Here is a 13,831-nt window from a genome sequence, read left to right on the forward strand (position 1 = left end):
TCACATCCGGAAGATGCCGTAGGAGGGGTCCGGCGTGGGCACCGCGGTGACGACCTCGAGCGCCATGCCGAGCACTCGGCGGGTGTCGGCGGGGTCGATCACACCGTCGTCCCACAGTCGCGCACTCGCGTAGTAGGGCGAGCCCTGCGTCTCGTACTGCTCCCGGATGGGCTGCTTGAACTCCTCGTCGTCCTCGCGCCCGGCGACGGTGGCCAGCACGTTGGCGGCCTGGTCGCCGCCCATCACCGAGATCCGCGCGTTGGGCCACATCCACAGGAAGCGCGGGTCGTACGCGCGGCCGCACATGCCGTAGTTGCCGGCACCGAAGGAGCCGCCGATGACGACGGTCAGCTTGGGTACGACGGAGCAGGCGACCGCGGTGACCAGCTTGGCGCCGTCGCGGGCGATGCCACGGTTCTCGTACTCGCGGCCGACCATGAAGCCGGAGATGTTCTGCAGGAACAGCAGCGGGATGCCGCGCTGGTTGCACAGCTCCACGAAGTGCGCGCCCTTGAGCGCGCTCTCGGAGAAGAGGATGCCGTTGTTGGCGACGATGCCGACCGGGTGGCCGTGGATCCGCGCGAAGCCGCAGACCAGCGTCTCGCCGTACAGCTGCTTGAACTCCTGCAGCCGGCTGCCGTCGACGATGCGGCGGATCACCTCACGGACGTCGTACGGCGTGCGGGTGCTCGCCGGCACGACGTCGTAGATCGTCTCCGGCGCCTCGAGCGGCTCTTCTACGCCGGCGTCAAAATTGTTGCGGTTTGGGACCAAACCGTGCAATTCCGGGCCCTGAGCATGCAGTCTCTGCCCAATTGGAAGCGTTTCCACGATGCCGCGCAGGATGCGCAGGGCATGCGCGTCGTCGTCGGCGAGATGGTCGACGACACCGGACCTCCGGGCGTGCACGTCACCGCCGCCGAGGTCCTCGGCGCTGACGACCTCGCCGGTCGCGGCCTTCACCAGCGGCGGGCCGCCGAGGAAGATCGTGCCCTGGTTCTTCACGATGACGGTCTCGTCGGACATCGCGGGGACGTAGGCACCGCCGGCGGTGCAGGAGCCCATCACGGCGGCGAGCTGCGGGATGCCGCGCGCGGACATGGTGGCCTGGTTGAAGAAGATCCGCCCGAAGTGCTCCTTGTCGGGGAACACCTCGTCCTGCATGGGCAGGAAGGCCCCGCCGGAGTCGACGAGGTAGACGCACGGCAGCCGGTTCTCCGCGGCGACGGTCTGCGCCCGCAGGTGCTTCTTGACCGTCATCGGGTAGTAGGTGCCGCCCTTCACGGTCGCGTCGTTGGCGACGACCATGCAGCTGCGGCCCTCGATCCGGCCGATGCCCGCGACGACCCCGGCGGCCGGGACGGCGTAGTCGTCGTCGGCCTTCCCGTACATGCCGTACGCCGCCAGCGGCGCCAGCTCCAGGAACGGGCTGCCGGGATCGAGCAGCCGGTCCACCCGGTCCCGGGCGAGGAGCTTGCCGCGATCGGTGTGCTTGGTGCGGGCCGCCTCGCTGCCGCCCTGCCGCACGCGGGTCAGGCGCTCGCGCAGGTCGGCGGCCAGGTCCCGGAGGGCGGGCACGGGGTTCTCGGACACGCGATTAGGTTAACGATCATTAACCTCGCGTGCAATCCCCGCCCGCCCCCGGACGCTACCTGAGACGCGAGAGCGCACCCGGCCCGAACAGCGGCCCGACGACGTACACCCCGTCCTCGCTGACGTCCACCCCGCCGGGGAGGATCAGCTGGTCGCGGGCGAGCTCGACGATCCGCGGGTGCTTGCCCTGCTTCCGCACCAGGAACAGGCCGCCGACCTCGGCGCCGGGCACGCCGAGCTCGAAGGACAGCCAGCTCGCCTTCGACAGCTCGAGCGCGTAGATGCCCTGCTTGCCCGCCGCCAGGTCGGTGACCGAGGTCAGCCCGTCGGCGTACCGCTGGCACCGTCCCTGCCGCGGGCGCTCCGGGTCGCAGGTGGCGTTCACGGAGCCGGGCGCGATCCGCCAGATCTGCGACGTGCCCGGGGTGGCCGGGAAGCCGCGGAGCTCGCCGACGTACCAGTAGCCGTCCTTGCCGACGGTGACCGACGTCGCCACCGCCTCGGACGGGATCGGGGTGCCCGCCGGCGGCAGCGGCCCGCCCTCCTCCGGCGGGAGGTCGGGCAGGCCCGCGGGGACCTCGACCACGCGCGGCTTGAGCCGTGCCACCGTCACGATCCGGCCGTTGGGCCAGACCCGGAGCAGGTCGTTGCCCGCGGCGTCGGCCACCAGCACCGTCCCGTCCCGCAGGGCCGCCAGGCCGAACGGGTTGCTGTCCTCCGGGAAGCCCTCCAGGTCGTCGGGGTCGGGATCCTGGGCCTGGTACGCCGCGATGTCGGCGACCGCCACCGGCTGGCGCCAGCCGGGCCGCCACTTGTAGAGCGTCGCGCCCGCCGCCGGCCCGGCCTCCGGCTCGGCCGCGCTGCGCAGCGCCGGCTCGGATCCCTCGACCCCTTCGGCCTCCTCGGGCGGCGGTCCGCCCGGGTCAGCAGGAAGATCGTGCCGTGACGCCCCTGCGCGATCGCCGGCGGGAAGTCGGAGGGCAGGTTGCCGAGCGGTACGACGCGCGGCGGCTTGTGCTTGCGCTCGATGACGAGGCTGAAGTCGCCTCCCGTCTCGGTGACCAGGGTCCGGCCGCCCCCCAGGGCGTCGACGCCGCGTGGTCCGTCGAGGGCGGTGATGGTGCGCAGTCCTCCCCCTGCGCCACCGCCTCCCTTGGCGACCGCGGGGGCTGCCGCCGCCGCGAGCGCGAGAGCCATCACCGCCGTCCCCAACCTCATCGCTGCCTTGCTCATGCCCTTCTCCCTCCGAGTCCGGTAGGGGCATTTGCGCCCGTGTTCCTGCCTAGCAGCGGCGGCGGGGTCGCGTCATGACCCATCGGGGGACGAGTCGGAGGGCGGCTCCTCTAGCCTTCGGGGGTGACCGAGCCGACCCGCCGCGAGCAGATCCTGGCCACGGCCGCCGAGCTGTTCGCCGCCCGTGGCTTCCACGGCGTGTCCGTCGCCGACCTCGGCGCCGCCTGCGGCATCTCCGGTCCGGCGCTCTACAAGCACTTCGCGTCGAAGCAGGCGATGCTCGCCGAGATGCTGACCTCGATCAGCGAGCGGCTGCTCGAGGTCGGCCGGGAGCGGGTCGCGGCGGGCGGCGGCGATCCCGCCGCGGCGCTGCGCGGGCTGGTCGACTGGCACGTCGAGTTCGCGCTCGGCCACCGCCCGCTCATCATCGTCCAGGACCGGGACTGGGAGTCGCTGCCCGAGGACGCCCGGGAGCAGGTACGCCGGCTCCAGCGCGCGTACGTCGACCTCTGGGCCGACCAGCTCCGCGCCCTGCGCGGCGATCTCGACCGGGCCCGGGCCCACGCCGCCGCCCAGGCCACCTTCGGGCTCCTCAACTCCACCCCCCGCACCGGCCACGGCATCCCCGACACCGCGCTGCGCGAGCTGCTCGCCTCGATGGCGCTGGCCGGCCTCGGCGTCGCGCCCCATGCAAATTCGTCGTAATCCCGCCCGATCTGCGACGAACTCGCGTGGGGCGCGGGTGCTCAGCGGCCGGGCTCGGCCCGCTCCAGGATCGGAGCGAGGTCGAGCCCGGCGGGCAGGGTGCCGAACGCGCTGCCCCAGTCGCGGGCCAGCCGGGTGGCGCAGAAGGCGTCGGCGACGGCGGTAGGGGCGTGGCGGATCAGCAGGCCGGCCTGGAAGATCACCGCGATCTGCTCGCAGATTCTTCTGGCGCGCAGCTCGATGTCGGCCAGGTCACTTGCGTCCGTCAGCTCCTTCTTGAGCGAGGTGAGCGCGTCGTCGTACCGCGCATCCACGCCGACGGCCAGCTCGGCCTCGGCGAAGAACGCGTCGAGCGACTCGGGCTCGCGACCGATCGCGCGCAGCGCGTCGAGGGCGGCGACATTGCCCGAGCCCTCCCAGATCGAGAGCAGCGGCAGCTCGCGGTAGATGCGGGCCAGGTCGAAGTCCTCGATGTAGCCGTTGCCGCCGAGGCACTCGAGCGCCTCGTTGGCGAGGACCGGGCCGCGCTTGCAGACGTAGTACTTGGTCGCGGCGAGCGCGAGCCGGCGCAGCGCGGCCTCGCCGGCGTCACCCTGGATGGCGCGGTCGTTGGCTCCGGCCAGGCGCATCATCGCGGTGGTGGCGGCCTCGGACTCGACGGCGAGGTCGGCCAGCACGTTGCGCATCAGCGGCTGGTCGATGAGCAGCTTGCCGAAGGCGGAGCGGTGGCGAGCGTGGTGGGCGGCCTGGACCAGCGCCGACCGCATGCCCGACGCGGAGCCGATCACGCAGTCGAGGCGGGTCATGTTGACCATCTCCACGATGGTCTTGACGCCCTTGCCCTCCTCGCCGACGAGCCAGCCGAGCGCGTCGTCGTACTCGATCTCCGACGACGCGTTGGACTTGTTGCCGAGCTTGTCCTTGAGCCGCATGAACCGGATCGGGTTGGCGTCGCCGCCGGGCAGCACACGCGGCAGCAGGAAGCACGACAGCCCGCCCGGCGCCTGCGCGAGGGTGAGGAACAGGTCGGACATCGGCGCCGAGGTGAACCACTTGTGCCCGACGATCCGGTAGCTGCCATCGGCCTGCGGGGTCGCGGTCGTCGTGTTGGCGCGGACGTCGGAGCCGCCCTGCTTCTCGGTCATCGACATGCCGGCGATCAGGCCGCGCTTGGTCTCGGGGTCGCGCAGGCCGAAGTCGTAGGCGCGGTTGGTGAGCAGCGGCTCGAACCGGGCCGCGAGCTCGGGGTTGGCGCGCAGGGCCGGCACCACGGCGTAGGTCATCGAGATCGGGCAGCCGTGCCCGGCATCGACGTTCCAGGCGTAGAACTTCGCGGCGCGGGCGACGTGCGCGCCGGGCCGGTCGTCGGCCCACGGCGCGGCGTGGATGCCGTGGGAGACGGCGGTCTCCATGAGCTGGTGGTACGCCGGGACGTACTCCACCTCGTCGATGCGCCGGCCGTACCGGTCGTGGGTCAGCAGCCGCGGCGGGACGCGCTCGGCCAGCCGGCCCCAGTCCTGCGCCTCGGCGGTGCCGGCGAGGCGGCCGACCTCCTCGATCTCGGGCAGCGCCCAGCCGGCGCCCTCGCGCTCGATGCCCTCGCGGAGCGCGGGGTCGGCGGAGGTGTCGTGGCCGACGAGCGGCGGGACCTGGTTGAGGACCTCGTGGGTGCTGGACATCGTCGCTACTCCTTGTCGGTGACGTTGCTGGTCTGCGGTCCGTGGTCGTCGTACGGCGCCCCGTCGCGCTCGCGCACGGCCTGCCGGAAGCCCACCTCGGCGGCACGCTGTTGAAACGCATGGCCCTCGCGGGTGTGGCGGGAGATGCCGTCGAAGACGGTGCTGATCATCCGGCTGTTCTGCACACCCTGGGCGAGCAGCGCGGAGTTGAGCGCGAGCTTGGTCATGATCAGCTGGTTGAGCGGCATGGCGGCGATCCGCTGCACCAGCGCCTCGGTGCGCTCCTCGAGCCGCTCGGGCGCGGGCGCCTCGATCGCCAGCCCCCACGCGGCGGCCTCGGCGCCGGTGAGGGTGTCGCCGGTGAAGAGGAGTCGCTTGGCGCGCTGGTCGCCGAGGCGGTGCGCCCACAGGCCGGCGGAGGGGACGCCCCAGACCCGGGTGGGCGGGTACCCGATCTTGGCGTCGGCCGCGATCACGATCTGGTCGCAGTGCAGCGCGATATCGGTGCCGCCGGCGACGCAGAAGCCGTGGATGCTCGCCACCGTGGGCTTGTCGGCGTGCAGCAGGCTCGCGAAGCCGCGGGTGAAGCGGCTCATCATCGCGTAGTCGACCATCGGGTCCCAGGTGCCGGCCGGGTCGTGGTTGAGCATCTGCACGGTCAGGTCGAGCACGGTGCCCTCCCGCGGCGTCGCGCCCGCCATGGCACCGTCCATCAGGCCCTCGGCCGAGGCGGCGAGGTCGTAGCCGCCGCAGAAGCCCTTGCCGCGCCCGCTCAGCAGGATCACGTGCACCCGAGGGTCGAGGTCGGCGCGCTCGACGGCGTCGGCCAGCTCGACGGGGGTGTCCGGCGTGATCGAGTTCCCCTGCTCGGGCCGGTTGAAGGTCAGCCGCGCGACCCGGCCGTCGACCTCGTAGGTCAGCGTCCGGTACGACGGCGCGTCGTCGGCCGGCGGCGTCGTGGCGCGGTACGGCGAGTCCGCGCCCTCGGTCGCGGCGCGGCGCCACGGTGCTTCGTCGGCCATGCACCCGACATTACGTCTATCACGACACTTGTGTCCAGATCTGTAACGATGGGAAACTGTGCGCCATGCCCGCCGTCGTCCCCCTCCCGGCGCGCTCGGTGATGCTGAGCCTGTTGCTGGGATCGCACCCGGACCGGATGTCGGCGGCCGAGCTGGTCCGTGCGGGCGAGCACTTCGGCATCCCCGCCGCGACGACCCGGGTCGCGCTCACCCGCGCCGTCGCCGCGGGCGACCTCCAGCGGGACCGCGGCGACTACGTCCTCGGCGAGCGGCTCGCCGCCCGCCAGCGCCGGCAGGACGAGGCCGTCCTCGACGCCGAGACCGCGTGGGACGGCACCTGGGAGATGGCGGTCGTCGTGGTCGCGGGCCGCACCGGCGCGGAGCGGGCGGCACTGCGGGAGCGGCTGGCGTCGTACCGGCTGGCGGAGCTGCGGGAGGGCGTCTGGACCCGGCCGGCGAACCTCCGCCGGCCGCGGGGGTACGCCGACGAGCCGGTCCTGGCGACCTTCAGCGCCACGCCCGACGAGGATCCCGGGGATCTCGCGGTCCGGCTGTGGGACCTGAGCGCCTGGGCCAAGGAGGGCCGGACGCTGCTGCGGCAGCTCGAGCGGACGAGCGCGCCCGCCACGCGGCTCGCGGTCGCCGCGCACGTCGTCCGCCACCTCGCGACCGACCCGCTGCTGCCCGCCGCGCTGCTGCCGCAGGACTGGCCGGCGGCGGCGATGCGGACGGCGTACGCCGCCTATCAGGACGAGCTGCGCGAGCTCGCCCTCGCGCCCTCGCGCTGATCGCGCCGGCGCGAGGTCGGGAGCTCCCAGAGCGGCCCGAACACCAGCCAGAGGCCGACGATGACCCAGGCGCGGATCACCCAGCCGGTGAGGGCGCTCGCCTGGTCGTGGTCGGCGACGAGGAGGATCAGGCCGAGCAGCACGACGGATGCGATGGCAGCGGCGGCGACGACGCGGACCCACTCCCGCCAGGTCGCGGCCATCCGCTCGGGGCTGCCCTTGGCGGGCTTGACCGGCGCGGGTCCGCCGGCGAAGCGGTGAGCGAACCGGATGTCCGCCCACCGCACCAGCGCCGGGCCGAAGGCGACGGAGAAGCCGAGGTAGACGCCGGCCAGGCCGTGCGGCGTACCGGCCTCGGCGCCGCGGTGCAGGTCGACCGCGACGGCGCCGACGAGGACGACGTCGAGCACCGGGATCAGGGCGAGGACGACGGTGCTCGCCCGGCGCCTGCGGACCAGGTAGCGCAGCGCGAGGCCGGCGCCGAGCAGCACCCAGAAGCCGATCTCGGAGGCGACGATGAACCCGGCGACGACCATGGTCCGCTCCCTTCGTAGCGCATCTGTGCCAACACCGGGGAATCTAGCACAGTCGTGCTAGTATCGCCGCGTGCCGCGCACCATCGACCACGACGCCCGCCGGCAGCAGATCGGCGAGGCCGTGTGGCGCCTGGTGCTCCGCGAGGGCGTGGGCGCGGTGTCACTGCGGACCGTGGCCGCCGAGGCCGACCTCGTGCTCGGCTCCCTGCGGCACAGCTTCCCCACCAAGGCGGAGCTGCTCGCCTTCGCGATGCGCCTGGCCCACGAGCGCGCGGCCGCCCGGGTCGCCCGCCACGCCGGCGTGCAGGACCCACGGCGTCGCGTCGTCGCCGCGCTGCGAGAGCTGCTCCCTCTCGACGACGAGCGCACGGTCGAGATGCGCGTGCACCTCGCGCTGATGGCGGAGGGCCCCCGGCACGAGGAGCTGACCGCGCTCGCCGACGCCGCCCACGACGCCATCCGCGGGCTGTGCCTGCGCTGCCTCACCGAGCTCCGCGACGCCGGCCTGGTCGCGCCCGACCGTCACCTCGGCCGGGAGACGACGGCGCTGCACGCCCTGGTCGACGGGCTCGCGCTGCACGCGATGCGGGACCCGCGCCGCCGGCGGGCGGCCGTGCATGCGCTCGACGAGCATCTCGACGCGCTGGCCGGCGCGCCGGTGTGACAGGCGTTCTCCACAGGTCCGGTGAAGGCACTGGCGCGACCTGACCTCGCCGTTGACGATGAACGGCGTGAAGACACTCGGGAATCACGGGAAAGTGAGGCACCATGGGGGTCATGATCAGCCTGTCGCCGGATGTGGACCTGCTGACCGGGATCCCCGTCGGCCGTTCGCTGACGGCGCTGGACGTGGCAGAGCTGACCGGCGAGGGCGCTCGCTATGAGCTCATCGACGGCGTGCTGACCGAGATGGCCGGCTGCTCCCCAGAGCACCAGGACGTCGTCATGCATCTCTCGGCGCTTCTCTTCGGCCTCCGACCGCCCGGCCTGAAGGTGCTGCCAGCTCCGTTCGACATCATCGACAATCAAACCGCGGTCCAACCCGACATCGTGGTGATCACGAAGCCCATCGCCACGCACGGCTACGTCGAAGGCCCGCCGCTCCTCGCGGTCGAGGTGCTCTCGCCGAGCACCGCGCTCTACGACCTCAACACCAAGTTCAAGCGCTACGAGCGGGCCGGCGTCGCGTCGTACTGGGCGATCGACCCGATCAAGCTGCGGCTGATCGCCTGGGAGCTGCGCGACGGCGAGTACGTCGAGGTCGCCGATGTGACGGGTGAGGAGTCCTGGACCGCCGAGCTGCCCTTCCCGGTGACCATCACGCCGGCCGCCTTGGTCGACTGAGCCTGACTGCGGCTCAGCGTGGATTCACCGATTCGCCGCGTCGCGAGCGTCACCAGGCGGGTGTGATGGCAAGGCAGCGGCGCGACGGCGGTCTGGTTGCACCATCGAGCGTCGCTAACGCCGCCAGCGCGCCCGGATGGTGGCGCGCAGCAGCGGCAAATCGGTGGATCCAAGCTCAGACCAGCCCGTCGGGCAGCTCCGCCCCGGCCTCGAACAGCGCCACCAGCCGCTGGGCGCGCATCGCCGCGTCGACGACCAGCTCGACGTCGTCGGCGTGATCGGCGTGGTCGGCGTGATCGGTGTCGTCGGCCGTCCCGGACGGTGCAGCGACCGAGACGGTGCGGGCGTGGAGGTCGGCCAGCAGGCTGTCGCGGTCGACGCCCCGCAGCGCGAACAGCACCAGCGGGTCGGTGTCGACCAGCCAGCCGGCCTGGATCAGGACCGCGACGGCGTGGGGGCACGGGTCGAGGTAGTGGGGGCAGGTGCAGGTGGCGGTCAGCTCGCCGCCGTACGGCAGCAGCTCGACGCCGACCTCCTCGGCATGCTCGACGAGGTCGTGCGGGAGGTTGCCGGCGAGCAGCTCGGCGATCCGGCCCGCCTCGGCGGCGACGACCTCGACCAGCGCGACGCGGGCGGTGTCGTCGAGGACCGGGATGCCGATCTCGACGGTCCAGGCGTCGTCGCCGTCGCGGCAGGCGGCGAGCAGGCCGCCGGGCTCGACGCTGATCGCGCCGACGTGCCCCCGGCGAGCGTGGGAGCGGCCGGGGCGGAGCTCGGCGTCGGAGTACGCCGCCTCCTCCACCGCCCGCTGCCAGGCCTTGCCCCACCAGGTGCGAACGCCCCGGGCCGGCTGCGTCTGCCGGGTGAAGGTGGTGCGCGTCACGCCGCCCACCCCACAGCGCTGCTCGCTCGGCTACCGTGACGTCCGTGCGCAAGGACTCGGAGACCCTCAGCAAGCGGGATCGCAGCAGCGACGAGCACGTGCGCCGTACGGCGATACGTCGCCGGAAGTTCCTCGAGATCCACGACTTCACGTCCGGTCGCGGCCTCGAGATCGGCCCGCTCGACTCCGCGATCAGCGACAAGGCCGTCGACGACGTCCGCTATGTCGACATCTTCGACGTCGCGGGACTGCGCGAGCACTACGCCGACGACCCCAACGTGCACCTCGACCTGATCCCCGAGATCGACTTCCCCCACTACGTCGACGGCACCTACCGCGACCTCGCGACCGCGGCGAAGCCCGGCGCGCCGTACGACTGGGTGATCGCCTCCCACGTCATCGAGCACATCCCCGACTTCGTCGGCTGGCTCCACCAGATCGCCGACCTGACCGCCGACGGGGGCGCGCTGCTGCTCGCCGTACCGGACCGGCGCTACACCTTCGACCGGCACCGGCCGCCGACCACGGTCGGGCAGGCGCTCGAGGCCCACGAGCTGGGCCACTCCCGCCCCGGGACCCGCGCCCTCCACGACTTCGCCGCATCCGTCCTCGCGGTCAACTCCCACGAGATCGCGCGGATGGACGGCCTCCCCGGCCGCGACCGGCGCGTGCACCCGAACCTCGCCGAGGCACGACGCCAGGTCGAGCGCAGCCACGCCGGGGAGTACGTCGACTGCCACGTCTGGCTGTGGACGCCCACCGACTTCCTGCACCAGATCCAGGAGCTGCGCGCACTGGGCGCCGTGTCGTGGTACGTCGAGACGGTGAAGCCCCGGCGCCGCGCCGCCGGCGAGTTCCTGGTGGTGCTCCGCAAGGCCGTCGACGGGCAGCCGCCCGAGGGCCTCGTCGAGCCGGATCCCGGCACCGACCTGCCCGGCTGGCTGTACGACGACCTCGCCCCGCTGCAGGACCGGATCGACCAGCTCGAGGGCCGGGTACGCCGGCTCAAGGAGAGGTCCGGCCGGCTCCAGGCCGAGGTCGACCGGCTGCAGCGTCGCCGGCCGCGGGCGCTGCTGCGCCGGGTCGGGGCGCGGATCCGCCGTCACCGCTGATCCTCGTCCCGGGCCTGCTCGCGCGCCTGGCGGCGCAGGGTCACCAGGTCACGCAGCTCCTCGTTGCTGAGCTCGGTGAGCGCGGCGTCGCCGCGGGCGAGGACGGCGTCGGCGAGCTGCCGCTTGCGGTCGAGCAGCTGGGCGACCCGCTCCTCGATCGTGCCGCGGGTGACCATCCGGTGCACCTGGACCGGGCGGGTCTGCCCGATCCGGTAGGCGCGGTCGGTGGCCTGCTCCTCGACGGCCGGGTTCCACCAGCGGTCGAAGTGGACGACGTGGTCGGCGCGGGTCAGGTTGAGGCCGGTGCCGCCGGCCTTGAGCGAGAGCAGGAACACCGGCACCTCGCCCGCCTGGAACCGATCGACCATCGCCTCGCGCTGCGCCACGGGCGTGCCGCCGTGCAGGAACTGGTGGGGTACGCCGAGCGCGGTGAGGTGCTGCTCGACCAGGCGGGCCAGCGCGACGTACTGCGTGAACACGAGGACCGCGCCGCCCTCGGCGAGCACGGTGCCGACCAGCTCGTCGAGGAGCTCCAGCTTCTCCGAGCGGCCGGTGAGCCGGACCGCGCCGGACCCGCCGGCAGCGCGGCGGGAGGAGGCCGCCGCGAGCTTGCTCGCCCCTGAATCCGGAGACGCGCTCGGCCCCAAGTTCTGGCGCAGGAACTGGGCCGGGTGGTTGCAGATCTGCTTGAGGCCGGTGAGCAGCGCGAGGACGAGACCGCGGCGGGTCTCCTCGTCGGCGCGCTCGATCCGCTCCATGGTGTCCTTGACGAAGGCCTCGTAGAGGACGACCTGCTCGCGGGTGAGGCCGAGCAGGTGGTCGGTCTCGGTCTTCGGCGGCAGCTCCGGCGCGATGCCCGGGTCGGACTTGCGGCGGCGCAGCAGGAACGGGCCGATCAGGTCGGCGAACTGGCGGGCCTTCGTGGGCTCGGCGCCCGACTCGATCGGCGCACCCCAGACCCGGCGGAACGCCTGGCGGCTGCCGAGCAGGCCGGGGACGCACCAGTCGAGGATCGACCAGAGCTCGGTGAGGTCGTTCTCGACGGGAGTGCCGGTCAGCGCGACCCGCGCCCGGCTGGGCAGGCGGCGCAGGGCGCGGGCGGTCGACGTACGGGAGTTCTTGACGTGCTGCGCCTCGTCGGCGACCACGAGGTCCCAGTCGACGGCCGCGAGGGTGTCGGCGTCGCGGCGGAGGGTGCCGTACGTCGTCAGCACCATCCCCGCGCCCCATGCAGATTTGTCGTGTTTCCCCGGAGATCGGGACGAATTCGCATGGGGCGCGAGCCCGGCCAGGTCGCGGGAGGATCCGTGGAAGCGCCGGACCGGTACGCCGGGTGCGAACCGCTCGACCTCGGCCTCCCAGTTGCCGAGCAGGCTGGCCGGGCAGACGACCAGGGTCGGGCCGCCGCGGGAGAGGCCGCGCTCGAGGCGGTGGAGGTGGAGCGCGATCAGGGTGATCGTCTTGCCGAGGCCCATGTCGTCGGCGAGACAGGCGCCGAGGCCGAGACCGGTGAGGTCGGCGAGCCAGGTCAGCCCGTGGCGCTGGTAGTCGCGCAGCCGCGCGTCGAGGCCGGCGGGCTCGGCGAGCGGGGTGCGCGTGGCGGCGTCGAGCAGCTGCTCGCGGACCCGCAGCAGGCTGGCGCCGACGACCACCTCCGCCGTGGCCGGCTGGTCCTCGCCGGTGGCGGGCAGCTCGGTGACGCCCGTGAGCGCGGCGGCCAGCGCCTGGGCGCCGGTGGCCTTGCGGATCAGCCGCCTGCGGGCGCGCTGCGCCGTGGTCGGGTCGACCACGGTCCAGGCGCCGCGCAGCTTGATGACCGGGCCGGCCGCCCGGGCGAGCTCGGCCATCTCCGCGTCGCTGAGGACCTCGCCGTGCAGCGACACCTGCCAGGAGAAGGAGAACAGGCCCTCCGCCGAGAACGGGCTCTCCTGCAGGGGCAGCTCGGGGTTGCGCCCTCCGGGCTCTGCCGGGCCGCGGCGCTGGTCGAGGACGGCACGGGTGGTCAGCTCCGGCCCGAGGGCGCGCGGCCAGTGCACGTCGACCCGGGCGTCGCGCAGCGCGCCGACATGGTCGAGCAGGCTCGCGATCTCGTCGCCGTCGAGGGTCAGCTGGTCGGGTACGGCGAGCGCGAGGAGCCGGTCGAGCACGGGCCACGCGTCGCCGGCCGCCCGCAGCGCGATGCTCGCGTGGACCCGGGCCCGGCCGCCGAAGCCGTGCTCGGCCGGCCCCGCGGTCCACAGCAGCGCGGCGTCGCAGACGTGGAGCGGGTCGCGCTCGTCGTGGACCTGGAGCACGACCCGGACCGTGCCGGCGACCAGCTCCTCCTCGTCGGCCTCCACCCGCAGCGAGACCCGCACCAGCTCGGGCAGCACCGTGTCGCCCTCGCCCCGGTCGGGACGCTCTCGGCGGCGCTCGGCGAGCCGGCGGCGGACCCGGTCGGCGAACTCCTCGGGCGTGCTGGGCCGGTCGGGCTGCCCTGGCTGCGCCGGCTGCTGTGGGTCGCCGGGCGCGGGCGCCCGGCGGCCGGCGGGCGCCGCGCGCGGCAGCGTGTCCGCCACCGCGTCGAGCATCCCGCGCACGATGTCGGCGGCGTCCGCGGCCGGGAGGTCGTCGTACGCCCGGGCGTGGGCCAGGCGCTCGACCGCCTCGTGGTCGCGCGCCTCGAGCCGGTCGACCCGCCACGCCCGGCCGGCGTCGTCGGGGGCGACCTTGCCGGCCGCGACCAGGCGCAGCCCGAGCAGCGCGGCTCCGCTGAGCAGCCGCACGCTCGGGTGGGCGTCGTCGACGGACCGTGACCGGCTCAGGACCGGGAGCGCGGCGCGCACGGGCAGCGCGACGCGGCGTACCCCGTCGGCGTCGGTGAACTCGATCGTCGCCGGCTCACCGGTCCGGAAGGTCGCGGGTCCGGTGACGGGAACGAAGCTCACATGGGGACG

General features: G+C 73.5%; 12 protein-coding genes. 5 read left to right on the forward strand and 7 right to left on the reverse strand.

The features are described 5' to 3' along the window. On the reverse strand, nt 1-1,593 hold the full coding sequence (locus tag FIV44_RS13640) for a carboxyl transferase domain-containing protein (RefSeq protein ID WP_141004917.1): 1,593 nt from the start codon (nt 1,591-1,593) through the stop codon (nt 1-3). A gap of 55 nt (nt 1,594-1,648) precedes the next feature. After that, nucleotides 1,649-2,857 carry a ScyD/ScyE family protein gene (locus tag FIV44_RS33185; protein WP_141004918.1) on the reverse strand — a complete coding sequence of 403 codons (1,209 nt, stop codon included), beginning with the start codon at nt 2,855-2,857 and terminating at the stop codon, nt 1,649-1,651. Nucleotides 2,858-2,949: 92 nt separating this feature from the next. Between FIV44_RS33185 and FIV44_RS13650 the strand changes: the two genes are divergently transcribed. Continuing rightward, on the forward strand, nt 2,950-3,531 hold the full coding sequence (locus FIV44_RS13650) for an SACE_7040 family transcriptional regulator (RefSeq protein WP_141004919.1): 582 nt from the start codon (nt 2,950-2,952) through the stop codon (nt 3,529-3,531). A gap of 41 nt (nt 3,532-3,572) precedes the next feature. Here the strand turns inward: FIV44_RS13650 and FIV44_RS13655 are convergent, their stop codons facing one another. Beyond that, a complete protein-coding gene (locus tag FIV44_RS13655; protein ID WP_141004920.1) occupies nt 3,573-5,210 on the reverse strand; it encodes an acyl-CoA dehydrogenase family protein in 1,638 nt (545 codons plus the stop codon). Between the two features lie 5 nt (nt 5,211-5,215). After that, the gene (locus tag FIV44_RS13660) at nt 5,216-6,232 is read right to left on the reverse strand and encodes a crotonase/enoyl-CoA hydratase family protein (RefSeq protein WP_141004921.1); all 1,017 of its coding nucleotides are present in this window, start codon (nt 6,230-6,232) and stop codon (nt 5,216-5,218) included. A gap of 65 nt (nt 6,233-6,297) precedes the next feature. Between FIV44_RS13660 and FIV44_RS13665 the strand changes: the two genes are divergently transcribed. Then, the gene (locus FIV44_RS13665; protein WP_141004922.1) at nt 6,298-7,020 is read left to right on the forward strand and encodes a PaaX family transcriptional regulator C-terminal domain-containing protein; all 723 of its coding nucleotides are present in this window, start codon (nt 6,298-6,300) and stop codon (nt 7,018-7,020) included. On the opposite strand, the gene FIV44_RS13670 is transcribed toward FIV44_RS13665, so the two are convergent. Further along, nucleotides 6,978-7,556: a hypothetical protein gene (locus tag FIV44_RS13670; RefSeq protein WP_141004923.1), complete on the reverse strand. Its 579-nt coding sequence runs from the start codon at nt 7,554-7,556 to the stop codon at nt 6,978-6,980. The two genes, FIV44_RS13665 and FIV44_RS13670, sit on opposite strands and share 43 nt — an antisense overlap. 70 nt (nt 7,557-7,626) lie before the next feature. On the opposite strand from FIV44_RS13670, the gene FIV44_RS13675 reads away from it, so the two are divergent. Next, complete coding sequence (locus FIV44_RS13675) at nt 7,627-8,220, forward strand: TetR/AcrR family transcriptional regulator (protein ID WP_141004924.1); 594 nt, start codon at nt 7,627-7,629, stop codon at nt 8,218-8,220. A gap of 113 nt (nt 8,221-8,333) precedes the next feature. Then, the gene (locus tag FIV44_RS13680; RefSeq protein WP_181411159.1) at nt 8,334-8,900 is read left to right on the forward strand and encodes a Uma2 family endonuclease; all 567 of its coding nucleotides are present in this window, start codon (nt 8,334-8,336) and stop codon (nt 8,898-8,900) included. Nucleotides 8,901-9,075: 175 nt separating this feature from the next. Here the strand turns inward: FIV44_RS13680 and FIV44_RS13685 are convergent, their stop codons facing one another. Continuing rightward, nucleotides 9,076-9,783 (reverse strand): SWIM zinc finger family protein, encoded by a 708-nt coding sequence (locus tag FIV44_RS13685; protein ID WP_246086944.1) that lies wholly within the window; start codon nt 9,781-9,783, stop codon nt 9,076-9,078. 44 nt (nt 9,784-9,827) lie between these two features. Here FIV44_RS13685 and FIV44_RS30485 point away from each other — a divergent pair, with 44 nt between their 5' ends. Further along, nucleotides 9,828-10,895: a class I SAM-dependent methyltransferase gene (locus FIV44_RS30485; protein WP_181411160.1), complete on the forward strand. Its 1,068-nt coding sequence runs from the start codon at nt 9,828-9,830 to the stop codon at nt 10,893-10,895. Here the strand turns inward: FIV44_RS30485 and FIV44_RS13695 are convergent. Beyond that, nucleotides 10,886-13,822 carry a DEAD/DEAH box helicase gene (locus tag FIV44_RS13695; RefSeq protein ID WP_141004927.1) on the reverse strand — a complete coding sequence of 979 codons (2,937 nt, stop codon included), beginning with the start codon at nt 13,820-13,822 and terminating at the stop codon, nt 10,886-10,888. The two genes, FIV44_RS30485 and FIV44_RS13695, sit on opposite strands and share 10 nt — an antisense overlap. Between the last annotated feature and the right edge of the window lie 9 nt (nt 13,823-13,831).

The organism is Nocardioides humi, assembly GCF_006494775.1.
Lineage (GTDB): Bacteria > Actinomycetota > Actinomycetes > Propionibacteriales > Nocardioidaceae > Nocardioides > Nocardioides humi.